At 40.5% G+C, this 26,568-nt stretch carries 19 protein-coding genes; 14 read left to right on the forward strand and 5 right to left on the reverse strand.

Going from position 1 to position 26,568, the window contains the following annotated elements; all coding sequences use genetic code 11:
* Nucleotides 1–49 precede the first annotated feature (49 nt).
* The 13 genes from SAE01_RS04185 to SAE01_RS04245 all read left to right on the forward strand — a co-directional run bounded on the left by SAE01_RS04185 (nucleotide 50) and on the right by SAE01_RS04245 (nucleotide 17,366).
* A complete protein-coding gene (locus tag SAE01_RS04185) occupies nucleotides 50–1,051 on the forward strand; it encodes an AAA family ATPase (protein WP_147202406.1) in 1,002 nt (333 codons plus the stop codon).
* Nucleotides 1,052–1,261: 210 nt separating this feature from the next.
* Entirely contained in the window at nucleotides 1,262–1,726 is a 465-nt protein-coding gene (tnpA, locus tag SAE01_RS04190; protein WP_147202407.1) for an IS200/IS605 family transposase, read from the forward strand.
* 356 nt (nucleotides 1,727–2,082) lie between these two features.
* Nucleotides 2,083–2,970, forward strand: a complete 888-nt coding sequence (locus SAE01_RS04195) for a DUF58 domain-containing protein (protein ID WP_218029087.1) — start codon at nucleotides 2,083–2,085, stop codon at nucleotides 2,968–2,970.
* Between the two features lie 3 nt (nucleotides 2,971–2,973).
* Nucleotides 2,974–4,503: a BatA domain-containing protein gene (locus tag SAE01_RS04200; protein ID WP_147202408.1), complete on the forward strand. Its 1,530-nt coding sequence runs from the start codon at nucleotides 2,974–2,976 to the stop codon at nucleotides 4,501–4,503.
* Nucleotides 4,496–6,622: a hypothetical protein gene (locus tag SAE01_RS04205; RefSeq protein WP_147202409.1), complete on the forward strand. Its 2,127-nt coding sequence runs from the start codon at nucleotides 4,496–4,498 to the stop codon at nucleotides 6,620–6,622. The genes SAE01_RS04200 and SAE01_RS04205 overlap by 8 nt, the downstream gene beginning before the upstream one ends.
* Entirely contained in the window at nucleotides 6,615–8,423 is a 1,809-nt protein-coding gene (locus SAE01_RS04210; protein WP_147202410.1) for a hypothetical protein, read from the forward strand. The genes SAE01_RS04205 and SAE01_RS04210 overlap by 8 nt, the downstream gene beginning before the upstream one ends.
* Nucleotides 8,424–8,617: 194 nt before the next feature.
* On the forward strand, nucleotides 8,618–10,255 hold the full coding sequence (locus SAE01_RS04215; protein WP_147202411.1) for a TldD/PmbA family protein: 1,638 nt from the start codon (nucleotides 8,618–8,620) through the stop codon (nucleotides 10,253–10,255).
* A gap of 9 nt (nucleotides 10,256–10,264) precedes the next feature.
* Nucleotides 10,265–11,599 carry a TldD/PmbA family protein gene (locus SAE01_RS04220; protein WP_218029088.1) on the forward strand — a complete coding sequence of 445 codons (1,335 nt, stop codon included), beginning with the start codon at nucleotides 10,265–10,267 and terminating at the stop codon, nucleotides 11,597–11,599.
* A 169-nt stretch (nucleotides 11,600–11,768) separates the two neighbouring features.
* The gene (locus tag SAE01_RS04225; protein WP_147202413.1) at nucleotides 11,769–11,993 is read left to right on the forward strand and encodes a hypothetical protein; all 225 of its coding nucleotides are present in this window, start codon (nucleotides 11,769–11,771) and stop codon (nucleotides 11,991–11,993) included.
* Nucleotides 11,978–12,367: a type II toxin-antitoxin system VapC family toxin gene (locus SAE01_RS04230; RefSeq protein WP_147202414.1), complete on the forward strand. Its 390-nt coding sequence runs from the start codon at nucleotides 11,978–11,980 to the stop codon at nucleotides 12,365–12,367. Before SAE01_RS04225 ends, SAE01_RS04230 begins: the two co-directional genes overlap by 16 nt.
* A gap of 91 nt (nucleotides 12,368–12,458) precedes the next feature.
* Nucleotides 12,459–14,093, forward strand: a complete 1,635-nt coding sequence (locus tag SAE01_RS04235) for a TldD/PmbA family protein (protein ID WP_147202415.1) — start codon at nucleotides 12,459–12,461, stop codon at nucleotides 14,091–14,093.
* Nucleotides 14,094–14,391: 298 nt separating this feature from the next.
* Nucleotides 14,392–16,029, forward strand: coding sequence for a TldD/PmbA family protein (locus SAE01_RS04240; RefSeq protein ID WP_147202416.1), 1,638 nt, complete (start codon nucleotides 14,392–14,394; stop codon nucleotides 16,027–16,029).
* A gap of 2 nt (nucleotides 16,030–16,031) precedes the next feature.
* Nucleotides 16,032–17,366, forward strand: a complete 1,335-nt coding sequence (locus SAE01_RS04245) for a TldD/PmbA family protein (protein WP_218029089.1) — start codon at nucleotides 16,032–16,034, stop codon at nucleotides 17,364–17,366.
* Nucleotides 17,367–17,570: 204 nt separating this feature from the next.
* Here the strand turns inward: SAE01_RS04245 and SAE01_RS04250 are convergent, their stop codons facing one another.
* The 4 genes from SAE01_RS04250 to SAE01_RS04265 form a co-directional block, all read right to left on the reverse strand.
* Nucleotides 17,571–19,481, reverse strand: coding sequence for a sensor histidine kinase, YfiR-like protein-associated (locus tag SAE01_RS04250; RefSeq protein WP_147202417.1), 1,911 nt, complete (start codon nucleotides 19,479–19,481; stop codon nucleotides 17,571–17,573).
* Nucleotides 19,482–19,484: 3 nt separating this feature from the next.
* Entirely contained in the window at nucleotides 19,485–20,054 is a 570-nt protein-coding gene (locus SAE01_RS04255; protein ID WP_170234071.1) for a TOL_0243 family YfiR-like periplasmic protein, read from the reverse strand.
* A gap of 327 nt (nucleotides 20,055–20,381) precedes the next feature.
* Nucleotides 20,382–21,296 (reverse strand): hypothetical protein, encoded by a 915-nt coding sequence (locus tag SAE01_RS04260; RefSeq protein ID WP_147202419.1) that lies wholly within the window; start codon nucleotides 21,294–21,296, stop codon nucleotides 20,382–20,384.
* A 58-nt stretch (nucleotides 21,297–21,354) separates the two neighbouring features.
* On the reverse strand, nucleotides 21,355–22,635 hold the full coding sequence (locus tag SAE01_RS04265) for an MBOAT family O-acyltransferase (RefSeq protein ID WP_246113154.1): 1,281 nt from the start codon (nucleotides 22,633–22,635) through the stop codon (nucleotides 21,355–21,357).
* Nucleotides 22,636–23,224: 589 nt separating this feature from the next.
* Between SAE01_RS04265 and SAE01_RS04270 the strand changes: the two genes are divergently transcribed.
* On the forward strand, nucleotides 23,225–25,978 hold the full coding sequence (locus SAE01_RS04270; protein WP_147202421.1) for a 2-oxoglutarate dehydrogenase E1 component: 2,754 nt from the start codon (nucleotides 23,225–23,227) through the stop codon (nucleotides 25,976–25,978).
* 144 nt (nucleotides 25,979–26,122) lie between these two features.
* Here SAE01_RS04270 and SAE01_RS04275 read toward each other — a convergent pair whose 3' ends face one another.
* Nucleotides 26,123–26,446: a hypothetical protein gene (locus tag SAE01_RS04275; RefSeq protein WP_147202422.1), complete on the reverse strand. Its 324-nt coding sequence runs from the start codon at nucleotides 26,444–26,446 to the stop codon at nucleotides 26,123–26,125.
* Between the last annotated feature and the right edge of the window lie 122 nt (nucleotides 26,447–26,568).

The following is a 26,568-nucleotide window of genomic DNA, read 5'->3' on the forward strand; positions in this document are numbered from 1 at the left end:
CTAATTTCCCGCTTCCCACAAAACGATATTTATCATTAAAAATACTGCTTTGGAAGTATCAGAAAGCACTTTACAAGATTTATTGAATAAACTCTCATCTTTAAAAACTGAGATACAAAAGGTGATTGTGGGGCAGGATGTTATTCTCGACGAAATTATTGTTGCCCTGCTGGCTGGCGGTCATTGTTTGCTTGAAGGTGTTCCCGGACTTGCAAAAACCCTAATGGTCCGCACGCTTTCGCAAGCACTTCATCTTTCGTTTCGACGCATTCAATTTACGCCCGATTTGATGCCAACCGATATCGTCGGCACCGAGATATTGGAAGAAGATCACGCAACCGGAAAACGCTTTTTCAAATTTAATGAGGGTCCCTTGTTTGCCAACATCGTACTCGCAGATGAGATCAACCGTACTCCGCCCAAGACACAAGCGGCGTTGCTAGAAGCGATGCAGGAATTCGAAGTGACTTACGGCGGAAAAACCTATCCACTCGATCGCCCTTTTTTCATACTTGCTACCCAAAACCCGATAGAGCAGGCCGGTACTTACCCGCTTCCCGAAGCGCAGCTTGACAGGTTTTTATTATACATCAAAATCGGCTATCCGACTGCAGAGGAAGAAATAAATATTCTTAGTAGCACAACAGGAAACAAAAAGGCCGCTATCAATCCAATTTTAGGCGGAGAGGATATAAGACAATTACAAGGGTTTGTCAGAGACGTAAGCATCAATGACGAGCTTGTACAATTTGTTTCCTCCCTCATTCGGGCTACCCGTCCCGATACTTCACCTGTTGCTTACGTTAAAGAATGGGTTAGATGGGGAAGCGGTCCACGTGCGGGACAGGCGCTCATATTAACTGCCAAAGCAAGAGCGCTGCTAAAAGGTCGGTACGCAGTTATTATGGAAGACCTGCAAGCGATGGCTTACCCTGTTCTTCGCCACCGGGTATTGATGAATTTTAAAGCCGAAGCTGAGAATATCACATCAGATGAAGTAACGGCTACGCTGCTTAAAACAATTGAACGGCCCAAAGGAAGGCTGCAATAATTATCAGCCTAGTTAACTTGTAGGCGTTGTTGTGAGATTTAGGAATGGGTTTTTGTGTCATCAGCTTTTGAACAAAGATGAATCTTTGGTTGCGACGCTCCTTTCAACTTGCCTGCCCCGGAGGGGCTACCTGTTTGTAGATTAATTTGAAAAACATAATGCTTGCCCCTTAGGGGCTACCCTTTATATCACTTCAAATTTTTAAATCATATGCCGAACACATACACACAGTTATACATCCATTGTGTTTTTGCAGTTAAATTTCGACAGGCAACCTTACATCCTGAATGGGAAGAAAGATTGCATATATACATTGCCGGGATTGTTAAAAACAATGGTCATAAACTAATTGCAATAAATTCAGTTGCGGACCATCTTCATTTATTTATGGGACTTAATCCCAAACAGTCCATTTCAGATATTATGAGATTGGTCAAAGGAGATAGTTCTGAATTTGTAAACAAACAAATACTGACAAAAAAAAAGTTCAATTGGCAGGAAGGATTTGGTGCTTTTAGTAACAGCCGTTCGCAAATAGACGATGTTGTTCATTATATACAAAATCAGAAAGAACATCACCTAAAAAGAACATTCAAAGAAGAGTATATCAAAATGCTGAAAGACTATGAAGTTGAATATGATGAGAAGTATATTTTTCAGGAATTAATGAATTGAAAAAAGGGTAACCCCTACGGGGCATAGAACTAAAATTGACTGATCATGTGCTACAAACTGGTAGCCCTTACAGGGCAATTGTAATCGCAATCATTTTGACATGTTAAGCTAACATAAAATGAGGCGTCTTATTGATCCCAAATATTAATGTCTATCAAAATGCTACAAAAAGGTAGCCCTTACAGGGCAATTGATATTTTTTTGTTTCATCCCGTCATGGACTTTTAATAGAAATGACTTGGGGTGCATCAATGGAACCGTTTCTTAGATGCCACTTCGGGGCTACCTGTCTGTAGAAAGAGCAATAATAGAGATAAATTGCCCCGGAGGGCCTACCCTTGTAAATTGAAGTTGTTATGAGCAGATTATTAGATCCTAAAATATTGATGTCTATAAAAGACCTGCAGCTGGCTGCTAAAACTACCGTTGACGGTTTTATGGCTGGCATCCACAACAGCAACGTGAAGGGGGTAGGGATGGAGTTTAGCCAGTACCGCAGTTACCAGGCAGGCGATGATCTACGCAGGCTTGATTGGAAAATGTTTGCCAGGTCAGACCGATACTACATTCGTGAGTCAGAAATTGAAACGAGCGTTTCAGTCCGGTTTTTAATAGATGCAAGCGCATCGATCAATCATGTTGACGCAGGCTTTACAAAAATAGAGTACGCACGATATCTTGCTGCTTCACTTGCATATATGGCAAGTATGCAAGGTGATGCAATTGGGCTCTACGTGTTTCAAAACAATCATTTATTTTCTTTGCCATCACGCCAGGATCACCAGCATTTGTCGAGAATTTTTTACCAGCTTGAAAAGATAGACCCGGCAGGCAGCTTTACAGATCCTATTAATTATAAAAGCATTTTTAGCAGTTCAGATAAAAAAGAACTGTTTGTTTTTATCACCGACTATTATCAACAGAATGGAGAGATCACGAAGTTGTTGCAATCGCTAGCGACCAACAAGCATGAGATCATTGTATTTCACCTGATGGGTAAAAATGAAATCGATCTTGACTTTAAAGGTTATACTGCTTTGGAAGATCTTGAAACAGGGAAGACTATAAAGGTAGATCCCACGTCTTCAAGAAACCTGTACAAAGAAAGACTCAACAAGTACCTCGCAGATGTAAGAAGTGAGTTGCTCAACATGGGTGTTTTTTACGAATTAATAACAATGGATGAACCTTTAGAGAAAGCTTTAAAAGATTTCCTGAACCGTCGAAATAAATTAAGAGGATAAGCATTGCTTCAATATGTACAATCAATATGGCTATGGGCAAGTGCTGGTATAATTGTACCTGTAGTCATCCATTTATGGAATGTAAAGCAAGGCAAAACATTAAAGGTTGGCAGTATTGCTTTTTTTACTGAAAGTGCAAAGTCGCATGCGAAAAGTTTTAAACTATCCGAGCTATGGCTACTGGTGTTACGCTGCCTTTTAATAATAGTTTTAGCCATGTTAATCGCTAAACCTTTTTATGAAAAACAGTTGAATTCCTCCAAAGAAAAAGGTTGGTTGCTGATTGATAAAAATCACGTGCAGGAAGTATACGCCAGGTATAAAACTCCAATTGACACACTAATCAAATCTGGTTATACTTTTCATTATTTCAATCCGAGTTTCGAAGAACCGAAATTTGAGGACGTGATGAAAACAGCGAAAGACTCTGCAGTTTCTGAGCAGGTCTCATATTGGACGCTACTAAAAGTATTGGATCAAAAGATGCCTTCAAAACTTCCTGTTCATCTTTTTACAGATAACCTCGCAAAACATTTTACCGGAAGCCGGCCCGAAGTTTCACTACAACTGAAGTGGAATGTTTATTCGCCAAAGGATACAATTTCGTCATGGATAGAAAAGGCTTATAAAACAACCAACGACAGTATTCGATTGGTAGTTGGACATGGCACTTCCACTGGCACTTACTTTACTTATCAAAACGTTTCAAAAACATCTAACAATAAATTTCGGGTTCAGCAAATAGGTAAAAAGTTGTTGGTGTCCTTTAACGATACTTCCAAAATCTTTGTTGCCAAACCAGTTGAAGTCGATACTTCAACTCTCGCCATTACAATCTTCACAGACCAGTTTGCTACAGATGCTACTTATGTGCAAGCAGCGGTCAATGCAGTAAAAGACTTTACAAAATATAAGATAAACGTATCCGTAGTGGATGAAGTGGAGAAAATTGCTCCTTCTTTCACTTGGCTGTTCTGGCTTTCAGAAAAAGTGATACCTGCATCATTCCGTAGAAACAATGTTTTTATCTATGAAAAAGGAAAAATTGAAAATACCCGAACAAATATTATAACCGGGGACAATGAAAATGTAAGTACAGCTGGAGACATAACTTTATTTAGGTCCATTAAAATTGATTCAAAAACCTCAAATGGATTAGTGCCGGTTTGGAAGAACGGATTTGGAGAAACGATATTAGGTGTTGAAAGAAAAGAGGCTTCGATCTATCATTTCTATAGCCGCATCAACCCTCAATGGAACGATTTGCCATGGAGCCATAAATTTCCTCAAATCATTTATCGTCTCTTATTTGATAGTTCTGCAAATTCAAATCAACCTATCGAAGTAGATAGAAGAGTAATGGATGTTTCACAAATTCAACCGGTAATAGTTCCGGAAGAAGGATTAGTTTCTAAACAAGAACTTGTTACAAGAAAAGACTTATCAAAACTTTTTTGGATTCTTGCTTTGGCCTTGTTTCTTATCGAAAGAATGCTCTCATTCAAAACGAAAAGGGAGGAAGCTTATGGATGAGTCAAGACGTGGTAGCATCATCAAAACATTGCAGAGAAGGTGGAATCAGCAAAGCTTAGTTGCTTATCTCATCCTGTCATTTGCTGTAACCTGCGTCGCTTCAACTATTGTTATCGAACTTTTTGATGCACCTTTTTTCATTGTACCAGTTGTCTTGATAACTGTTCTTGTTCTTTTGTTTTTTGGGGTTGTAAGAAAATTTACTGAGCAAGATGTAGCTCTATTTTTAAATCGAGCCTTTCCCGAATTCGAAGAAAGCAGCCATCTTCTGCTGAAACCATATGATAGTTTAAACCTGCTTGAGAGGCTGCAGGTTTCCAAGGTTGAGAGCAGGATGGTAGCTACATATCCAACTCCTGCAGTTGTAAAAAGAAAACTTAAGACGGCCTTTATTTTACTTACAGCAGGAGTATTATTAAGCGTTGGTCTTTTAACCCTTCCAGCCGAATCATTCCAAAAAATATCCAAAGCAGGCTTAGTAGGAAATTCTATAAATCCAGGCAAACGTGAAACAAAACCTGCGGAAGTAACAGATGCCAAAGTAATCATTGATCCACCCGCTTACACAGGAAAAAGTACACGGGAACAAGATCGATTTAATGTTGTAGCAGAGCAGGATGCGATGATAACATGGAATATTGCAACAACCACCCGGGTAAAAGAAGTGCAACTAATTTTTAATGATAAAGTTGTACTGCACTTACAACCTGTAGACAAAGGTTTCACGAAGTGGTCGGGTAGAAGACAAGTTAAAAGCGCAGGTTTTTACCAGGTTAAGATTGCTAACAGTCTTTCTGAGTTATACCAGGTGGAAATGATAAAAGATCAACCACCTGTTATAATCGTTCAAGCACCACAGCCAAATACTGTTATTGAATATGGACAGCCGCAAAAAGTCTTAATAAATGTTGCCTTGACTGATGATTATGGGATTGAAAATACTTTCATCAATGCTACCACTGCAAGCGGAAGCGGCGAAGCTGTAAAGTTTAAAGAACAACAAATTCCTTTTGCAAATTTTTCAGCAGGAAACAAACAGTACCAGTTACAAAAGCAGGTTGACCTTGCAGCGTTAGGAATGCAACCAGGCGATGAATTGTATTTTTATGTAAACGCAAGAGACAATTATCGCCAGGAAAAACGGAGTGACGTATACATCGTAAGAATGGAAGATACAACGCAGCTCATGAGTATGGAAGGATTGGTAAATGGTGTTGATTTGAAGCCGGAATTTTTTAGAAGTCAGCGACAAATTATAATTGAGACAGAGCAATTGCTTAAAGACAGGGACACGATTAGTGTGGAAAGTTTTAACAAAAAGAGCAGTGATTTAGGAGTAGATCAAAAATTACTTCGGCTTCGATATGGTAAGTTTTTAGGTGAAGAAAATGAAACTGAAATTGGCGGAGATCATGAACACGACGAAGCAGGAAATACTGATGGTGCAAATGCTGGCAATGCAGACAAAATTTTAGACCAGTACTCACATAAACACGACAATGCTGAAGACGCCACTTTCTTTGATGCAAAAACAAAGAAGCAATTATTAGCCACATTGTCAGAAATGTGGAAAGCCGAACTGCAGCTTCGAACCCTCAAGCCTAAAGCAGCATTACCTTTTGAATACAAAGCACTACGACTGCTAAAAAACCTTCAACAACAGACAAGAGCTTATGTGGGCAAAACAGGATCTAAGACAACACCCTTAAAACCCGAAATCAGGTTGACGGGAGACTTAGCGAAAGTGGAACAGCCGGTCGTTGAGCAACAGTTCGAACAAAAAGCAGATCCTGTTACAACACTTAGGAAAGCGCTGGGCATTTTGGAGTTGGCAAGAAGTAAAGAAACATTGCAAAGGACTTCGATAGAAATACTCGAACAGGCAAGTATGTTGTTAAGTACAAAAGCAGCATCAGAACCTTCAAACTACCTTGCTTCTTTAGAAGCTTTAAAAAGAATTTTGAAAAAGAACTACAAGGCTAGCGATGTAAACCTTGCAGGAAGCGCTTTTCAAAAAATGATTCGTTCGGTTTCAGCAATTCCCCAGCAATCTAAAGCGTCTCCTGATATGAAGTTGTCGCAACGCTATTTTCTGAATCTAAAGCGGCAAAATGATTGATTGGAATTACGTTGTGATTGGCCTTAGCCTGTTCCTGCTTTTCTTCCTGATTCGGAAGGAAGTAAGGCGAAGCAATAGGGCAAGATTAGGGTGGCGTTTAATTGCAACAATACTTGCAGTGATCAGTTTCGCTTGCCTGGCTTTACCCATTACCTACAACCACACTGAAGCTGTAGGTGTAACTAAAGAGGCTGTTCTTCTGACTGATGGTTTTAGCCGTGATTCGGTAAATAAATTCATCAGTCAAAATAATGCTGTTCCTGTATTAACTACTAATAAAAATCTATCTGACGCAGCTAAGTTCAATGCTGTTTTTGTACCCGACATAAGTTTACTTTCTCGCACATATAGCGACATTACTACTTTCCATGTCTTTGGGTATGGAATGTCCAAGGACGAATTACAGCACATAAAAAAGGGGTCTGTAATTTTTCATCCAACTAAACTTTCTGCCGGAATTTCATCCATTAGCTGGAATCAGAAAATGAAGACAGGGGAGAAGCTTTTTATCCAGGGACGTGTTGAAAATTCTACTTCCGGTAAGTTGAAAATTGTTTTAAAAAGTTTCAATGCTACGCTTGATTCTGTCGCCCTTGCAAATGGTAATAACCAACGATTTGAACTCACTACAATTCCGAAACATGGCGGTCGTGCAGTATACTCAATTGTTTTTTTGTCAGGAAAAGACACAATCGAAAAAGAATTGGTTCCAGTGCAGATAGAGCAAGGGGCAGCGTTGAAAGTGCTGATGCTGGCTGCTACGCCTGATTTTGAAAACAGGTTTTTAAAAGATCGTCTCGGAGAAAAGGGCTATAAAGTAGTGGCCAGAACTACCATTAGTAAAAACAAGTTTAGAAAAGATTATCTCAATACGTCCCCGCTCCCTGTTGATCGAATTACCACTTCACTGCTCAATAATTTTGATATAGCCATTGCCGATGCCGCAGCATTACAGGCCTTGTCAAAAACTGAACAGGCAACATTGCAAGGGCAGGTAGCTTTGGGACGTATGGGCCTAATTGTAAAAGTAGACAGTGGTATGCAAAGCTCATCTTTTTATGGGCGTCGTTTTCCTTTGGTAGCACAGGCTGGCAATCAGGATCAAAACATACAGTTGAAACTTAGCGATACTTCCAGTAAGTTGCCTGCCCTGGCAATAGAAAATCCTATATTTATTCGAAGCGTTTACGGCACTCAACCTGTTGTGATGGATAAGCAAAACAGGGTTTTTGCTAACAGCACATTGATGGGAGCAGGCAAGATTATACTAACGACAATAACGAATACTTTTAGCTGGGCACTGTCCGGTTATCAAAATGAATACGATCAATATTGGTCAGAGCTTTTGAACAAGGCAGCACCTAAAAAAACTGCCTCAGAGGTTTGGGGCATTTCGCCTGCTTTTCCTGCAATCAATCAACCTGCACAATTACAGGTCGAGACAAGTAATGCCGGAGTTCCGCATGGGCAAATTGGTGAAGCTTCAGTTTTTCTTAAAGCCCATTCCGATTTGCCGTTTCGATGGGAGGGGACTTATTATCCAACGTCAGTTGGATGGCGAACCGGTGTTCAAATGGATGGTGTTCGTTTTTATTGGTATGCCTATAACAAACAGGACTGGACAAAGGTAAGGGCTGCCGAAACGTTAGAAGCGACTAGACAATTTGTGACCGAAAATGGAAACACTGTAAAAGCGAGTGAAAAAGTGTTGCAAACCACAAAAGCTGAATTTCCTAAGATTGTCTTTTTTATGCTATTTCTATTATTTGCCGGTTATTTATGGGTTGAGAATAAATTTTGATTTTCCTGGAAACGGTTTAGATTTTAAATTAGCTTCGCCTCGAAAGCTACTGCTGCCAATAGGTTTGCAGATGAAGTGATTGCGACGCAACGATGCTGCCCCGGAAACTGATGCTGGTATCCCCGAAAAAAACCGCCAAAACTTAGCTGAATTTTAAACAGCATTTTTTAGTAAAATTTTAAACGAGTAATATTTTGAACAGAAAAGACTTTCTAAAAATGTCTGCGTTGACGGCAGGCGGATTTGTGCTTCCAAAATCTTTTCTCTTTGGTAATCCTGTTGATGCAATGGAATTATTGAACGAAGGAATGGATGTAGGCATGAAAAAGCAACTTTCAGATGCGGCGCTCACTGCTGCACGAGCAAAGGGCGCTTCTTATGCTGATGTTCGGATTGGTCGCTACTTAAATCAATTTGTATCTACAAGGGAAAAGAGGGTGCAGGGAATTGCTAATACTGAATCTTTTGGTGTTGGTATTCGTGTGATCGCTAATGGTTGCTGGGGCTTTGCGGCATCAAATAACGTAACCAAAGAAAACATTGCGAAAACGGCTGAAAGAGCTGTTGCGGTTGCAAAGGCAAATTCGAAAATCCAGGCAAATACAGTGCAGCTTGCTCCTCAAAAAGGGTATGGCGAAGTGGCGTGGAAATCACCGATTGAAAAAAATGCTTTTGAAGTTCCGGTAAAAGATAAGGTTGATCTTTTGATGACTGTCAACAGCGCTGCAATGGCAGGTGGTGCAAACTTTGTAAACTCTGCGATCCTTGCTGTTAACGAGCAAAAGTATTTTGCATCAACTGATGGTTCTTATATAGACCAGGATGTTCATCGACTGTTCCCAACTTTTACAGTAACCAAAATTGATAAAGCTTCGGGTAAGTTTGAAACTCGTAAGTCGCTTAGTTCACCAGTTGGAATGGGCTATGAATACCTAACTCCGCTGCCTAATACTAAAGTTCAAGGCATTGTTACCCGTTACAAAGACCGCTATGATATTTTAGAAGATGTAAAAAATGCTACAGCCGATGTTGATCAAAAACTGAAAGCTAAAACTGTGGAGCCGGGTAAGTATGACCTCGTGCTTGATCCCTCACACCTTTGGTTGACGATACATGAATCTGTTGCTCACCCGACAGAATTGGATCGTGTGCTCGGCTACGAAGCGAACTACGCTGGAACAAGCTTTTTGACCTTAGATAAGTGGCAATCGAAAAACTTTAAATTCGGAAGTGACATCGTAAATATTCATGCTGATAAACTGCAAAAAGGTTCATTAGGCGCAGTTGGTTACGATGATGAAGGTGTGAAAACAAAAGAGTGGGAGATCATCAAAGATGGAATTTTAGTGAACTACCAGGCGATTCGTGACCAGGCTCACATCATTGGGTTGAAAGAATCACAGGGTTGTTGCTATGCACAGACGTGGGCCGACGTTCAATTTCAAAGAATGCCAAATGTGTCTTTGGTACCAGGCAAAGCGAAGTTGAGTGTAGATGATATGATAAAAAATGTTGAGAAAGGAATTTACATTATTGGTGATGGGTCGTTCTCAATTGATCAGCAGCGGTACAACTTCCAGTTCGGCGGACAAACATTTTACGAGATCAAAAACGGTAAAATTGCGGGTATGTTGAAGGACGTTGCCTACCAGGCAAACACCCGTGAATTCTGGAATAGTTGCGTAGCAATTGCCGACGAAAGTGATTACAGGTTAGGTGGAGCATTCAACGATGGAAAGGGACAACCTGCCCAATCAAATGCGGTTTCTCACGGTAGCTCTACCACCCGTTTTAATGGAGTAAATGTTATTAATACAGCAAGAAAAATCTAGTAAATAATTATGGCTATTTTAAATAAAGAAGAAGCGCAGGCACTCCTAAAAAAAGTGGTTGCTTTTTCAAAAGCAGATGAGTGCGAAGTGAGCCTTACCGGTTCTGAAGGTGGAAACATTCGTTATGCACGCAATGCTATTTCGACATCCGGCGATATCAGCACGCTGAGCCTGGGAGTAACTTCCACTTATGGTAAGAAATCGGGTACGGCCACCATTAATGAATTCGACGATAAGTCTCTTGAAAAGGTCGTTAGGCGGTCAGAAGAGCTTGCGCAGCTGGCTCCTGAAAATCCCGAGTATATGCCTTTGTTAGGTCCGGCCACTTTTAAGGAATCTATCACCTATGTTCCCGCAACTGCCGCCATGACCCCTGAAAGCAGGGCAGACGCTGTAGCTAAAAGTATAAACGTTGCCAAAGAAGCAAAGCTGGAGGCTGCAGGCTATCTTGAAAACACAACCGGTTTCAGGGCTGTTGCAAATTCAAAAGGTTTGTTTGCTTATAACAATGATACCGATGTTATTTTCACCATCACCACACGTAATGAAGCCGGAACAGCTTCCGGTTATGCTGCTAAAGGGTACAACGATGTGACGAAATTGGATACGTTCACGGCAACAAAAACTGCTGCTTCAAAAGCGAATGGATCACTCGGTGCAAAGGCTATCGAGCCGGGAAAATATACAGTTATTCTTGAGCCCGTTGCCGCCGTTTACATGCTCGAAAATATGTTTCGTGGCCTGGATGCCCGTAGTGCTGACGAAGGCAGAAGCTTCATGAGCAAACCAGGTGGTGGTAATCGCAAGGGCGAAAAATTAATGGATGATAAAGTTACTATTTACTCAGATCCATTTAATCCTGAATTGCCTGCTGGTACCTGGAACGGCGAAGGTTTTCCATTAGAAAAAATGAACTGGATTGATAAAGGGGTAGTAAAAAATCTTTCTTATTCTCAATATTGGGCGAAGCAAAAAGGTGTAAAACCCGTTCCATTTCCTTCCAATATTATCATGGAAGGTGGCACCGCTACAACTGAAGAATTAATCAAGAGCACCGAGAGGGGAATTCTCGTTTCACGCCTATGGTACATTCGTATGGTAGACCCTCAAACGTTGCTGCTCACAGGATTGACAAGAGATGGAACTTTTTATATAGAAAATGGTCAGATTAAATACCCGGTAAAGAATTTCCGCTTCAACGAAAGCCCTGTAATCATGCTGAATAATGTAGAAGCATTAGGCAAACCCGAACGGACAATCAGCGTAGAGTCGTACCGCAGTTATTTGATTCCACCGATGAAAATAAGAGACTTTACATTCACGTCTTTATCGGACGCTGTTTAAAATTTTTACCCATCTGCTATTGATTGTTTCCGCTTTGAAGCTTTCAATAGCAGATTTTTATTTTGGGCCAAGCTGAAGTAGACGATTAAGCATTGTTGCGTCGCACACTTGTACTGTTGTATTAAAAGGACCCACCTTCCAATTCCACAAAACATCTTAAATTTGAGGTATGCAAGTACAAGTAGATATCGGTTTTGAGCAGTTGCTTAAAATAGTAAAGACTTTACCTTCTGCACAGTTGATGCAATTGAAAGCAGAGATTGAAAAAGAAGCTAAAGGTGCGGACGCAATCGATTTAGAAGCTTTGCTTTTAAATGGACCTACTGCCACTAAAAAGCAGTTGGAAACAATAGCCAAAAATAGGAAAGCCATCAACGAATGGAGAACAATATAATTCTTGTTGATACTTCCATCCTTATAGATTATTATCGTAAAACTGACAAGCTTAATTCTGCCTGGATCGCTTTATTAAAACGGGGTTATAGTTTCAGCATTTCAGCGATAACAAAGTATGAAGTTTATTCTGGAGCTACGGAAAGCCAGCTACAATTTTGGTCCTCAATATTTCATGCTATTCCAGTTATTGGTTTCGATGAAGCTTCGGTTGACACTGCTGTTAAAATAAATAGTGCTTTAAAAAAGAAGCGAAAGCAAATAGACATTGCTGATTTATTTATTGCAGCAACAGCAGTAACTCATCATTTACCTCTTGCAACTTTAAATAGAAAGCATTTTGATAGGATTGAAGCTCTTGATATTGTAAACTAACCCACTCCAGCAACCGAACCTTTAAAGCTATTAGCATGTCGACCGGCGCCGTGTGAAATGACTTGTACTTAATTCCACTAATGTTTTTATTATGAAAAGAAGAGACTTCCTTCAATATACCAGCCTCGGTTTAGGTGCCGCTTTTGCATCAAATATTCCTGTTTTCGGTAACATCGTTTCACCTGAACAATTCTTAGAACCTGTAGATACAAGGCTTAAAAAGCAGATTGCTGATATGGTTCTTACAGCAGCAAAATCAAGGGGTGCTTCTTATGCAGACGTAAGAATTGGTAGGTACATGAGGCAATACATTATCACCCGTGAAAAAAACGTAGAAAGCATAACCAATAGCGAGTCGTACGGCATTGGAATTAGGGTATTGGCAAATGGAAGCTGGGGTTTTGCAGCGACAGATAAAATGGATAACGAGAGTATTTTGAAGGCAACAACAATAGCTGTTGATATGGCTAAAGTAAATGCCAAACTACTTTCCGAGCCTGTAAAACTTGCACTGCAAAAAGGGTATGGAGAAGTCAGTTGGAAAACACCGATCGAAAAAAATGCTTTTGAAATTCCGATAAAAGATAAGGTTGATCTCCTGCTGACGGCTAACGGTATTGCAATGGCAAATGGCGCAACTTATATAAACAACGCAATGTATTTAATCAACGAACAGAAGTATTTCGCTTCTACCGACGGATCATATATAGACCAGGATGTACACCGCATTTGGCCAACTTTTACCGTTACAAAAACGGATACGAAAACGGGCAAGTTTGAAACACGCAACTCGTTAAGCTCACCCATGGGCATGGGCTACGAATACCTGATTCCAAGGGAGCAAGACAAGATGAAGGGCCTGGTAACGGTTTACAACAAAAGGTATGACATGCTCGAGGATGTAAAGGCTGCAACCTTGCAGGTAGATGAAAAGCTAAAGGCAAAACCCGTTGAGCCAGGCAAATATGATTTAGTGCTTGATCCAACTAACTTGTTTCTTACCATACATGAATCTGTTGGTCACCCTACAGAGTTGGACCGGGTTTTAGGTTACGAAGCCAATTATGCCGGAACAAGCTTTTTGACATTAGATAAATGGGAATCAAAAAAATTTAAATTCGGAAGCAAGCTTGTAAACTTCAAAGCAGACAAAACTGATCCAGGAACTTTAGGCGCAGTAGGTTACGATGATGAAGGCGTTAAGACGAAAGAATGGGACATTATTAAAGATGGTATACTTGTAAGCTATCAGACAACAAGAGACCAGGCTCATATCATTGGACTAAACGAATCGCAGGGATGCAGTTATGCTGAAAGCTGGAATAGTGTTCAGTTTCAAAGAATGCCTAACGTTTCACTAGAGCCTGGCAAATCTCCATTAAAGCCTGCAGATATGATTAAAAACATTGAAAAAGGTTTATACATGCTGGGGCGTAACTCGTACTCTATCGACCAGCAGAGATACAACTTCCAATTCAGCAGCCAGCTTTGCTACGAGATTATTAATGGCAAAATCACAGGCATGGTAAAGGGCGCCGCTTACCAGGCTAACACACAAGAGTTTTGGAATTCATGTACTGCTATTTGTGATAAAAGTGACTATCGCCTCGGTGGTTCTTTCTTCGACGGAAAAGGTCAACCGTCACAGGTGAGTGCTGTGTCCCACGGATGTTCGACTACAAGGTTTAATGGGGTGAGCGTCATAAATACGGGAAGGAAGATTTAATCGTTTATTCTTCTATTTCTGAAAAACAGCAAATTCCCGTCTTAAAGCTTCAAACCTTCGTACGACAGGTAAGAAGTGCCTTTCAACGTAAGAGCTGCGCACGGCTGAATAAAGAAAATACAAGTACAAGTGAGTGACACAACGATGCTCAATCAGCTTGTTCTGCTTGCTAAAAGAGTGCCTTATCCACTGCCATTTATCCCTTTATTTTTCCTGCGATAAATTTCCAAAAACTCTTCTGGTGAATTTATTTAACTTACTATCCATATCTTCTTCATAACTCTAAACCAACACAATTTTGAAAAGAAGAGAATTCCTTAACCTTGCCGGCCTGGGCATTGGTGGCGCAATGTTTACTAACATCCCTATAATTGGCCACGCTGTTCCGCTCGAAACCCAGTGGAGTCCTGCCGATACTGCGAAGAAAAAACAAATGGCAGATATTGCTTTGAATGCAGCAAAATCAAAGGGTGCTACTTACACCGACGTAAGAATTGGGCGGTATTTAAATCAATACGTTGTTACCAGGGAAGATAAAGTTCAAAACATCGTTAATACCGAGTCTTACGGCATGGGTATAAGAGTCATTGCAAATGGTAGTTGGGGTTTTGCCGCCACCGATAAACTCGATACCGATAACATTGCAAAAACTGCTCAGCAGGCAGTTGATATCGCAAAAGAAAATTCAAGGCTTTTGACGGAGCCGGTAAGACTGGCACCGCAAAAAGGTTACGGCGAAGTTTCGTGGAAATCGCCAATAGAGAAAAATGCATTCGATGTACCAATAAAGGAAAAAGTAGACCTGTTGCTAGGCGTGAATGATGCGGCGATGAAAGGCGGTGCCAATTATGTGAATTCTATACTCTTCCTCGTAAATGAGCAGAAGTATTTTGCGTCTACAGACGGATCTTACATTGACCAGGACATCCACCGTATCTGGCCAACTTTTACCATTACTAAAATTGACGCCACCACTGGCAAGTTTGAAACTCGCAATTCACTTAGTGCCCCTGTAGGTATGGGGTATGAATATCTCATGCCTCGTGCCCAGGATAAGATACAAGGTGGAGTTACCACACTATACAAAGGTCGTTATGATATGCTCGAGGATGTAAAAGCCGGCACGGCGCAGGTAACCCAAAAACAAAAAGCCAAATCAGTAGAAGCCGGAAAATATGACCTTGTACTTGACCCAACTAATCTCTGGCTTACCATACACGAATCTGTCGGTCACCCTTCTGAACTGGATCGTGTACTTGGTTACGAAGCAAATTATGCCGGAACAAGTTTTTTAACCTTGGACAAATGGGAATCGAAGAAATTCAAATTTGGAAGTGAACAGGTTAACATCGTAGCAGACAAAACGCAAAAAGGCTCGCTGGGTGCAGTTGGATATGACGATGAAGGCGTGAGTACAAAACAATGGAATATCATAGACAAAGGCATACTTGTAAACTATCAAACCATCAGGGACCAGGCGCACATTCTAGGGCTGAATGAGTCACAGGGATGTTGTTATGCAGACAACTGGAGCGATGTACAATTTCAGCGAATGCCCAATATCTCTCTAAAACCAGGCAAAGCTGGAACAAGCCCTGCTGACATCATTAAGAATGTTGAAAAGGGAATTTATATTGTTGGCGATAGTTCGTATTCTATTGACCAACAGAGATACAACTTCCAGTTTAGCGGCCAGTTGTTCTACGAGATAAAAAACGGTAAAATAGCCGGGATGCTAAAAGATGTCGCTTATCAATCGAACACACAAGAGTTTTGGAACTCATGTACTGCAATTGCAGATGAAAGAGATTATCGTTTAGGTGGCTCTTTCTTCGATGGAAAGGGACAACCGGGGCAAGTTAGCGCAGTCTCTCATGGTTCTTCCACAGCCCGGTTTAATGGAGTTAACGTTATTAATACAGCCCGAAAAATCTAAATATGCCAATACTAACTAAAGATGAAGCGCAGGCACTCATGAAAAAAGTGATTGCCTTATCAAAAGCTGACGAAATAGAAGTAAACTTAACTGGTTCCGATGGCGGAAATATTAGGTATGCACGCAATGCAGTTTCTACTAGTGGCGGTGTAAGCCAGAATAACTTAGTAATACAATCTTCCTTTGGAAAAAAGATGGGGACGACTACCATAAACGAATTTGATGATAGTTCACTTGAAAAAGCGGTGAGGCGTTCGGAAGAGGTGGCAAGGCTGGCACCTGACAATCCTGAGTTTGTTCCAAACCTTGGCCCACAGACTTATCTTGAATCTAAAACCTTCGTACCTGAGACCGCAGCTATCACGCCTAAACTCCGTGCAGATGCGGTGGCTCAAAGTCTACAAATTGCAAAGGAAAACAATCTTGTAGCTGCAGGCTTTATGGAAAACAGTGCCGGCTTCTCTTCTATGATGAACTCAAGCGGTTTGTTTGCTTATAACACATCGACCAATGTAAATTTTAATGTCACACTACGCACAGCAGACAGCAAAGGCTCCGGCTATGCCTCAAAAGGATTTAATGATATTACTAAACTGGACGTAGCGGCGGCAACAAAATTTGCTGCACAAAAAGCTTCAGGATCGGCTAATGCAAAAGCAATCGAACCAGGAAAATACACCGTGATACTAGAACCTTCAGCAGCCATTGTTTTATTGGAATCAATGTTTTTTGCGATGGACGCAAGAAGTGCGGATGAAGGCAGAAGTTTTTTAAGCAAGCCGGGCGGAAAAACAAAGCTTGGTGAAAAAATGGTGGATGAAAGGGTTACAATTTATTCTGATCCACAACATCCTGACCTGCCAACAAGTACCTGGAATGGTGATGGTCGACCACAGGAAAAAATTGCATGGATTGAAAAAGGGGTAATGAAGAATTTATATTATTCCCGGTACTGGGCGCAGCAGAAAAAAGTAAAAGCCGTTCCATCACCTGACGCAGTGATAATGGAAGGTGGAACCGCATCACTTGAAGACTTAATAAAAGGTACCGAAAAAGGAATCCTGGTGACACGTCTATGGTATATTAGAAATGTGGATCCTCAGACACTTTTGTACACAGGCCTGACTCGGGACGGAACTTTTTATATAGAAAATGGGCAGATTAAATTTCCAATTAAGAATTTCCGTTTTAATGAAAGTCCTATCATAATGCTCAATAACCTTGAAGCCTTAGGAAAGCCTGAACGTACAGTAAGCGGAGAGTCGGGTATCCATGCTCTAATTCCGCCAATGAAAATCCGTGATTTTACATTTACCTCTTTGTCAGATGCTGTGTAAAAAACGTTTAAAGTAAGGGCGTCATTTTTCTTAATCTTGTGGCGGAAATTATAATAACGAAGTAAATACTTAATCGAACTAATTAGGTATTTGCTTTTGTTTTTTGATGCTATTTGTTATAAAAGTACAAGAGAGTGACACAACGATGATCAGGAGAATTACAAAAGCCAGGGCAAATATCAGGGAATAAAATAGTACGTAAGACTAGGATAAAGTGATAGCCACATCTGAAGGTTTGGTAGGTAGAATAATTGTAAACGCAGTTCCTTCGCCTGGCTCACTGGTTACGGATATATAGCCGTGGTGGTTGTCAATTATCTTCTTACACAGCGCAAGGCCTATACCAGTCCCAGGGTATTCCTGCTTACCGTGAAGTCTTTGAAAAACTGTAAATATTTTTTCGGCATACTGCTGTTCGAAACCTATTCCATTGTCTTTAACAGTCAGTTGAACGTACTTGCCGTTAACATCAAAACCATTTAGTGCTTTCGCTTCCGCGTCATCCATTGGGCGAGATGATATCGAAATCTGGGGATTTCTGCTTGAAAACTTGATAGAGTTACTAATAAGATTCATAAACAGCTGAGACAGTTGTAGACGATTGCCATGCAAGACAGGCAGCTTATCAACCTTAATGTTTGCTTCTCTTTCAACGATGGTTAATTCTAAGTCGCTTCTTATATTTTCTACCACTTCGTTCAAATCGACTTCTTCAAACTCTCCTTTTTCGTTGGATAAGCGGCTATAGTTTAAAACAGCCTTGATTAAATCAGTCATTCTAACAGCAGAGGAAATAATTTTTGACAAGTAGTTTCTGATTGCTTCTTTATCATTCAGGTTTTTCTCAAGCAGTTGTGAAAAGGTTTGAATTTTTCGCAACGGTTCCTGCAAGTCGTGCGATGCAACGAAAGCAAATTGCTCCAGGTCGAGGTTCGATTTCTCGAGCTCTTTATTCACAAGCATTAGTTTCTCATGTGCCTTACTAATTTCAGTAATGTCGTGCCCGATAACTAACACGCGATACACGTTGTGATCTTTGTCGAGCAGGGGAATAAAATAATTTTGCAATACCCTGTCAGAAATGTTCGAATTGTAGTGATCGTCAAGCAGCATTTCACCTTTTTCGAAGGTATTTTGTAAATGGCGATACATAACAGAAGTCTTTAGTTGGGGGAAGACTTCGAGTATGTTCTTTCCAATCACATTCTTCTCTTCTAGCCCATAGACTTCTCTGCCATATTTGTTAAGGGTCACATATCTTAACTCTTTGTCAAATACAGCAATAATATCAACAGAGGAGTCAATTATTGTTTCTTCGAATTCGCTCTTAAGTTTCAACTCAATATTTGCCTGCTCTAATTCATTTGTACGTTCGTTGACCTTTAATTCCAGTCCTTGATTCAAGAAAGTGATTTCTTCATTTTGCCTTTCTATTTCGGTGAGCATCTGGTTGAAAGCATCAGTCAACAAACCTAACTCGTCGTTATCAAATTTTTGCGCGCGAACTGTATAGTCGTGCTTCTCTGAAATGTCGCGGGCTGTACTCGCCAAAGCAAGGATAGGTTTGGCGATTTTTTTTTGTAATTGGCGCGAAAGCAGATAAGCAACGAAAATAGATAAAGCTATCACCAGTAAAGCAATAAGTCCGTAGCGCTGAAACCTCGTGTAAATAGCATCCATATCCGAGCGGATATATAAGGCACCGAGAACTTTGCCATCCTCTTTTACTGCTACAAAGCCCTGCAGGAAATCGCCACTATACTTAAAACCAGGCTCTCCCGGACGTATGGGAAGATTATACTTTGGAAATGTTGCCGGGTACCTTGCAAAAAGATTCCCTTTTTTATCGTACAAGCTTGCTGCAACAATATGCTTCTCAGCTTTAAGCGCCTCTAAAGTTTGGGCAGCAACTTTAGCATCATCGAAAGCAAGTGGGGCGGTGCTGTTTGCCGCAACAATCTCACTCAAAGTGGTAAGCCTTTCTCTACTAGCCTCGCGATAGGTAAAAAATTCATAGGCAAAAAAGCCGATACAGGTCAACAGCAACACTACACCACTCGTTATTAAAACAAGCCGCATCAGCTTCTTCTGTATAGACGAGTAGTTTTCTTTCATATGCTATCTTACAATATCTGCAACCTGCAACAATTTTGAGCTTATACTTAAATCCGCTTCTTTTGAAGCTGACAAATTTATCTGCAGTTTTACCTTATTCTCTTTTGTCATAAAACGAATTATTCCGCCCATTGTTGCGAAATCAGGAATGTCACTTACGGTTAAAATATTTTTGCTTGGCAGCGCAGGTAGTATTTCCTTCAGCTTGTCACTTTCTTTATTGCTAATAAAAAGTATGTGGCAGTTCTTAATGTCTTTGACATTTTGATATCGTTGCACAGCAATAGGATGGCCTTTTACTTTTTCTTCAAAAACAACTGTATCTAATACAGGCCCGAATGGATCTTCTCCTAAAACGCCGATTACAAACGGTGCTTCTGCATTTTGATAAGCGCTTGGCGGCCACTCCACGAACTGGGTAAAGTTGTACAGAAAAACCGCCTTAGTGTTATAATCACGCGACGTTTGAGACTGGGATGGAGATATAAATATCAACAAGAGAAGCGCGACGAGAGCTGCCTTAAAAGTCTTTCTTGCGTAAGGGTAGTTGGTATTTATTGGATTACTTTTCAAAATTTACTTGTGGGTTTTTCAAACAACGCAAAAAAAATTTCGAGCCCTATACAATTGTGTGCATGATTAGTGAGAGCAATTATTGATTCTAAAAAGGCAGGCAATGGTATTAGAAAAGATAAAGATAAGAGGTGAAGTATAAAGAAAAAAGTTCCTTTTCGGAATTGAAAAATGCGGCATATCGGGTTAGTTGTAACATGACTGGTTGGGAATTAATAGAAGGAGTTTTATCCAATCATTATTGCTGCTATTATGCTTTACTTGCGTCGCACTCTTGTACAGTTTGAAAGATGGCGGCAAAGTCCTTTTCAAACACGCTCACATCGTCTAGTGAAAATTACGTGTCATATTTTTTGCATTCTGAAGCTGCGAAATATCTTCACCTAATTTCATGCTTACTTGTCTCCCCGAACTTTGATACAAATGATTGCCATCGGAGTAAGCGTATTTGTCTGAGTCTTCGATATAATTTATATAAGCTGCTTTTTTCCTTTTTGCCAAATCACTTATCAAAACATCAAAACCAGGAACTAAGTGATCATCCATGTTTCTAAGACTTTCGTGTATTGGAAGTCTTACGAGGTAAACTGTTCCGTGTTGGCTTAATAGATCAATTGTTTTTTCGAGGTAAGAAAACCGTAACGATGAAAAATGATAGTAAGGAGCGAAATTTAACTGGTACTCGTTTATCCTTGTTTGCAACCTTGCTTTTGCTGACGCTGAGTCCATATCCACTTTTACTTCAAGCCATCCGTCTTTGTGTAACAAGGTCGAAGGCTCCCGCAAGACGTTTTTAACCTGGTCAATGTAGATTGAAAAAAGCGGTTTCGCATAAGAGTGGATCAAATAATCAACATTCGGATAAGTGCTGTTTATCTTTTTAGTTGTAGCAAGGCAGAGCTTGTTCTCTTCAAAAGCAGCGGAGTCATTAGGATCTTTAGTTTTTGATGAAATACTCCATGGGTCAACAGCAATAATATAAATCCCATCTTTTGTCGATTCGTCTAATTTTCTTTTGATTGCTTCAAAGTAAACAGGTCCGAAAGGGGAGTGGGCCAACGTGAATGCATAATTAAAAAGGCTAGTGCTAAAACCGTTTTGGTGTAGTGCGCTATCAATTACAGTTGGTTGCAATCCTTGTGCAGCGCGTGAAGTACCGAGGATAAGGTTTGCCTGTTTAGGTGTAGCAAACCGAAGATAGAAAGGATCGGTTGTACCATCAGCAAGAAAGAATGAAAGCACGATTGAGCATATTGGCAATATTGAAAAAAGCACTGTATTTCTTATAAACCTGCTCATGCTAAAATTGAAAGTATATGAACTGAGCCTCTTTACCTGTAAAGAGAAAAATAGCAATTACCAATGCATAATAAAAAGACCACCTGAGCATCTTCGGATATTTGATTCCAACTTTTTCTATGGCATAGTTATGCTCGCGACCTTGCCACTCTACGAGTAAGAACAATAGTATTAAAACGGGCAGTGCAAGCCCAACTTTGTATAACAAAAAATTGAAAGTTTCCTCGTAAGCAGATATTGCAAATAAACCTCTAAACAAGCTTTTGATATAGCGGAATGCATGAGTGATACTTTCTGCCCTGAAAAAAATCCAGGCAAAAACAGTGAGCGAAAAAGTAAAAAGTATCTTTCTGAAATCTTTTAGAGAAGGCCATGAACTTCCCTTTGCAACGATCTTTACATGATGCCTGTTTTTGTTGGATAAAATGAGCGGCATTATATACAGCGCGTTTAAAAATCCCCATGCAAGGAACGTCGAGTTTGCTCCATGCCAAAAGCCACTGACTAAAAAGATAATAAAAGTGTTTACCACTTTTTTCCATGTTCCTACTTTGCTACCGCCAAGAGGTATGTATAAATAATCTTTAAACCACGACGACAACGAGATATGCCACCGGCGCCAGAACTCTGCAATGTCGCGTGAGAAGTAAGGGAAGGCAAAGTTTCGTAATAATTCAAATCCTAACAGTCGTGCAGTACCTAAAGCAATGTCGGAATAACCCGAGAAATCTCCATAAATCTGGAAAGCAAAAAGGATAGCACCCAGTAATAAAGTTGTACCTGAATAATCGCCGGAATTGTTGAAGATTATATTCGCAAACTCAGCGCAGTTATCTGCAATGACTACTTTTTTAAACAGTCCCCATAAAATTTGCCGCCAACCATCGACTGCTTTTGAATAGTCGAACTTCCGTTTATTTTCTACCTGCGGCAGAAGATGTGTTGCGCGTTCAATTGGTCCGGCAACAAGCAGTGGAAAGAAGCTTACGAACAACGAATAGTTCACCCAGTTTCGGGTGGGTATTATTTTACGGTTGTAAATATCAAAGACATAAGAAAGCCCATGAAAAGTGTAAAAGGAAATTCCAACAGGGAGAATTATCCTGAGGGTTTCAAAGTGGGGTTTGAAACCACCTGCTCGTAAAAGCGAAGCAAAAGAATTAGTGAAAAAATTATAGTATTTAAAGAAACCTAAAAAGCTAAGGTTGACAATTACACTTATTGCCAGCCACGTTTTTTTCGTTCTTGCTGATTCTGCCTCATAAATCTTTAAACCTGTCATATAGTCAAGAAAGGTTGAAAACACGAGGAGAAAAAGAAAGCGCCAATCCCAACAACTGTAAAAAAAGTAACTGGCTATAAGCAGGAATTGATTTTGTAACTGAACCGACCGTTTTGCAACAAACCAATACACAATAAATACTACTGGTAGAAAAATAGCAAAGGGTATTGAGTTAAAAAACATTCCTGTTAGCGTTTCTTATTTTCTTGTTCAATCACGTTTAAAGTACGGTAATAACGATTAAATGCGCGGTAAGGTATAATGCTTTTGAAATGCGGTTACAATTTAGAGGCAATTCAGTAATAGTTGCTGTGGAGTTAAGGAGCCGGTAACACGTCCCGAACGCGTGTACTTCTCAAAAAGAATTGCTTATGAAATGTTGGGGTGATTAGGATGAGTAGCCGCTCAACCGGCAGGTAACTGCTGAAGTGTGCGACGCAACGAATGCTTATTGAAGGGAGATTGCCCGCAACCAAAACCTTCTCCAGGCAGCTCAATTTTTACCCAAACAATTCACAGCTTTTATCCTTAAAGGACGATATTTGCAGAATTATTAGTACGATTGTTTTACTGCAAAATATCAATTTAAATGAAGGACTTTTCATACATCACTAACTCGCATCCGGCATATATCGAGAACTTATACAACGACTTTGTTAACAACCCTGAAAGTGTTGATCCTGAGATGCGCAAGTTTTTTGAAGGGTTCGACTTTGCTGTGAGTAAGGTTACTCCGGCAACAAATGGCCAGGCGAACGGACAAGCGCTTAATGGCAAACCAGTGGACACGCAAAGCCTGCAAAAGGAGTTTAGCGTGTTTCAATTAATCAGGGCCTACAGGAAAAAAGGCCATCTGGTTGCGAAAACTAACCCAATTCGTGAGCGAAAAGATCGCAGGGCGAACTTACAATTGTCCAACTTTGGTTTAAGTGATGCTGATCTTAATACAACTTTTGAAGCCGGCAAATTCATAGGTAAACCTAATGCAGCTTTGAAGGATATTATCGACCATTTACAAAAATCGTATACTGCCTCTGTCGGCGTTGAGTACTCCGGCATGAACGACCAGGAAAGGATTGAATGGCTGGGCAACGAGATTGAAAATGAGTTTCATAAGCCGTTTTCTACAGAAGATAAAAAATGCATTCTCGAGAAGCTGAACCAGGGGGTGATGTTCGAGAAGTTTCTCCATACTAAATATGTTGGACAAAAGAGATTCTCGCTGGAAGGCGGTGAAACAACTATCGCCGCCCTTGACGCAATCATTAATACGTCTGCAGAGTTAGGTGTACAGGAAGTCGTAATTGGTATGGCGCATCGTGGACGTTTAAATGTTCTAGCAAATATTCTCGGTAAAACGTACGAACAGATTTTTTCTGAGTTTGAAGGAACCTCTACTCCTGATACGACTATGGGGAGTGGTGATGTGAAATACCATATGGGCTACCGCGGAGAGCATACGACCAAAGAAGGTAAAAAAGTAAACCTTCAGTTGTGTCCCAACCCATCTCACCTTGAGGCAGTTGATCCGGTTGTAGTTGGCTTTGCCAGAAGTAAAGCGGACGTTATTTATGAAAGTGATTACGACAAAATATTACCAATTCTTATTCATGGCGATGCTTCCGTAGCAGGGCAGGGCATCGTGTATGAGGTTGTTCAGATGAGCGGCTTGAAAGGTTATTATACAGGTGGTACAATTCACTTTGTAATTAATAACCAGATTGGTTTTACCACCGATTTTGATGATGCCCGTACAGCTGATTATTCTACTTCGATAGCAGCCATGATACAAGCGCCGGTTTTACATGTAAATGGCGATGATCCCGAGGCAGTGGTGAAGTGCGTAAACATAGCAACGAGGTTTAGGCAGAAGTTCAACACCGACGTTTTTATCGATATGGTTTGTTATCGCCGTCATGGTCACAACGAAGGTGATGATCCAAAGTACACCCAGCCGAAATTGTATGCTTTAATTGAAAAGCATGCAAATCCAAGGGAAGTATATAACCAGAAATTGATTGAGAACGGTTCGATAGATGCGGAACTTGCAAAGGAAATGGAGAAGAAATTCTGGAGCGACCTGCAGGAGCGACTGGACGATATAAAGCAAAACCCACTTCCATACAAGTACCAGAAACCTGAGCTATGGTGGCAGGATCTGCGGAAAGCTACAAAAGAAGATTTTGACAAATCGCCTGTAACTGCCATTACCGAAGAACAGTTCAAAACTGTTTTTGATAGTCTGATGAAATGGCCTGAAGGTTTCCAGCCTTTGCGTAAGGTGGAAAAACTGGTGCAGGATAAAGTGAAGTTATTTGAGAATGAGAACATGGTTGACTGGGCGACAGGGGAGCTGTTGGCATATGGAAGTCTGTTACTAGATGGAAACGATGTAAGAATGAGCGGGCAGGATGTTAGAAGAGGAACTTTTTCTCACCGACATGCGGTACTAAGAGATGAAAATACAGATGAGAGTTATAACAGGTTAAGTAGGATTCCGGGTGCTGAAGGAAAGTTTAGGATCTATAATTCCTTCCTAAGTGAGTTTGGGGTCTTAGGTTTTGAATATGGTTACTCGATCGCTAATCCTAATACGCTTGTTTTATGGGAAGGGCAGTTTGGAGACTTCTTCAATACGGCACAACCTATGGTTGATCAGTTCATCTCAAGCGGCGAAACTAAGTGGAGGCAAATGAGTGGCCTTGTAATGCTGTTACCTCATGGCTACGAAGGCCAGGGACCGGAGCATAGCAGCGGGCGCATGGAACGCTTCCTGCAAATGTCAGCCGAGCTAAACTGGATTGTTGCTGATATCACTACGGCAGCAAACTTTTTCCACGCTTTGCGTCGCCAGCTGGCATGGCCGTTCCGCAAGCCTTTAATTGTATTTACCCCAAAAGCAAACCTTCGCCATCCCGGTAGCTATAGCAAGATGGGCGAGCTGACTAACGGATCATTCAAAGAAGTTATTGATGACTCTTTTGTGGAAAATGCAGAAGAGGTGAAAAAAGTTCTATTCTGCAGCGGCAAGATTTACTTTGACCTGGCTGAACGCCAACAAAAAGAAAATCATCGCGATGTAGCAATTGTTCGGCTCGAACAGATCTATCCCTTACCGATGAAGCAACTGGAGCAATTGTATAAGAAATACAACAAAGCGACCTGGTTCTGGGTGCAGGAAGAACCGATGAACATGGGCGCTGCGAGCTTCTTGCAAATGAATTTGAAAGGTATCAACTACGGCGTTATAAGCAGGCAACCAAGTGCATCAACCGCAACCGGCTATGCGAAAGTGCACGCACAGGAGCAAAAGGAAATTGTAGATACTGCGTTTTCAATTTAAGTGCGCAACCGTGGCTACGAAAATTTAATTGCGATTAATCTAAATAATGAAAAAGGAGACTAAAATATTAGTCTCCTTTTTAGATAAATAGTAAGAAGTTAGTTTTTCAAAAAGTCTGCTTGCTGAAGCACTGTACAATGTTTTTTATAATAGGAGTATCAGTAATAAAATGATGATAATAATTGCTGCAGTTGAAAGATAGATGCCTCCTTTGCCTATCGCCTTAGCTTCCTGGTTCAAACTTTTTAATTCATTCTTAAGCTCTTTTCTTTCGTCCTTAGTAAGAGAGGATTTATCCATGTTTTTAATTTCCTCTACACGTTGTTTCATTTCAAGATAACGTGCTTCTTTTTGTTCCGCTGTCATGTTCTCAATAGCTGCAGAAAAAGGCTTTTTGTCTTTTGCACTGGCGTTGAAAGTATTTAAAGACAATAGCATTACAAGAGCTGCCACAAAAATTTTTTTCATAATTAAAGTTTTAAATGAATTAAATAAAGACAATAATGGTATCTCGTTTAATAATCGTTTAGGGAAGAAAACAGATACTTCAGCTAATTTGAAATAAGTCATTTTAAAACAGCAAACCTTTA

It is taken from the genome of Segetibacter aerophilus (genome assembly GCF_007991655.1).
Classification (GTDB): Bacteria; Bacteroidota; Bacteroidia; order Chitinophagales; family Chitinophagaceae; genus Segetibacter; species Segetibacter aerophilus.

Excerpts from the sequence above, each read along its gene's own strand:
- tnpA (WP_147202407.1), top strand. The coding sequence starts at position 1,262 with ATGCCGAACACATACACACAGTTATACATCCATTGTGTTTTTGCAGTT.
- SAE01_RS04195 (WP_218029087.1), top strand. The coding sequence starts at position 2,083 with ATGAGCAGATTATTAGATCCTAAAATATTGATGTCTATAAAAGACCTG.
- SAE01_RS04205 (WP_147202409.1), top strand. The coding sequence starts at position 4,496 with ATGGATGAGTCAAGACGTGGTAGCATCATCAAAACATTGCAGAGAAGG.
- SAE01_RS04210 (WP_147202410.1), top strand. The coding sequence starts at position 6,615 with ATGATTGATTGGAATTACGTTGTGATTGGCCTTAGCCTGTTCCTGCTT.
- SAE01_RS04220 (WP_218029088.1), top strand. The coding sequence starts at position 10,265 with ATGGCTATTTTAAATAAAGAAGAAGCGCAGGCACTCCTAAAAAAAGTG.
- SAE01_RS04225 (WP_147202413.1), top strand. The coding sequence starts at position 11,769 with ATGCAAGTACAAGTAGATATCGGTTTTGAGCAGTTGCTTAAAATAGTA.
- SAE01_RS04230 (WP_147202414.1), top strand. The coding sequence starts at position 11,978 with ATGGAGAACAATATAATTCTTGTTGATACTTCCATCCTTATAGATTAT.
- SAE01_RS04235 (WP_147202415.1), top strand. The coding sequence starts at position 12,459 with ATGAAAAGAAGAGACTTCCTTCAATATACCAGCCTCGGTTTAGGTGCC.
- SAE01_RS04245 (WP_218029089.1), top strand. The coding sequence starts at position 16,032 with ATGCCAATACTAACTAAAGATGAAGCGCAGGCACTCATGAAAAAAGTG.
- SAE01_RS04250 (WP_147202417.1), bottom strand. The coding sequence starts at position 19,481 with ATGAAAGAAAACTACTCGTCTATACAGAAGAAGCTGATGCGGCTTGTT.
- SAE01_RS04265 (WP_246113154.1), bottom strand. The coding sequence starts at position 22,635 with ATGACAGGTTTAAAGATTTATGAGGCAGAATCAGCAAGAACGAAAAAA.
- SAE01_RS04270 (WP_147202421.1), top strand. The coding sequence starts at position 23,225 with ATGAAGGACTTTTCATACATCACTAACTCGCATCCGGCATATATCGAG.
- SAE01_RS04275 (WP_147202422.1), bottom strand. The coding sequence starts at position 26,446 with ATGAAAAAAATTTTTGTGGCAGCTCTTGTAATGCTATTGTCTTTAAAT.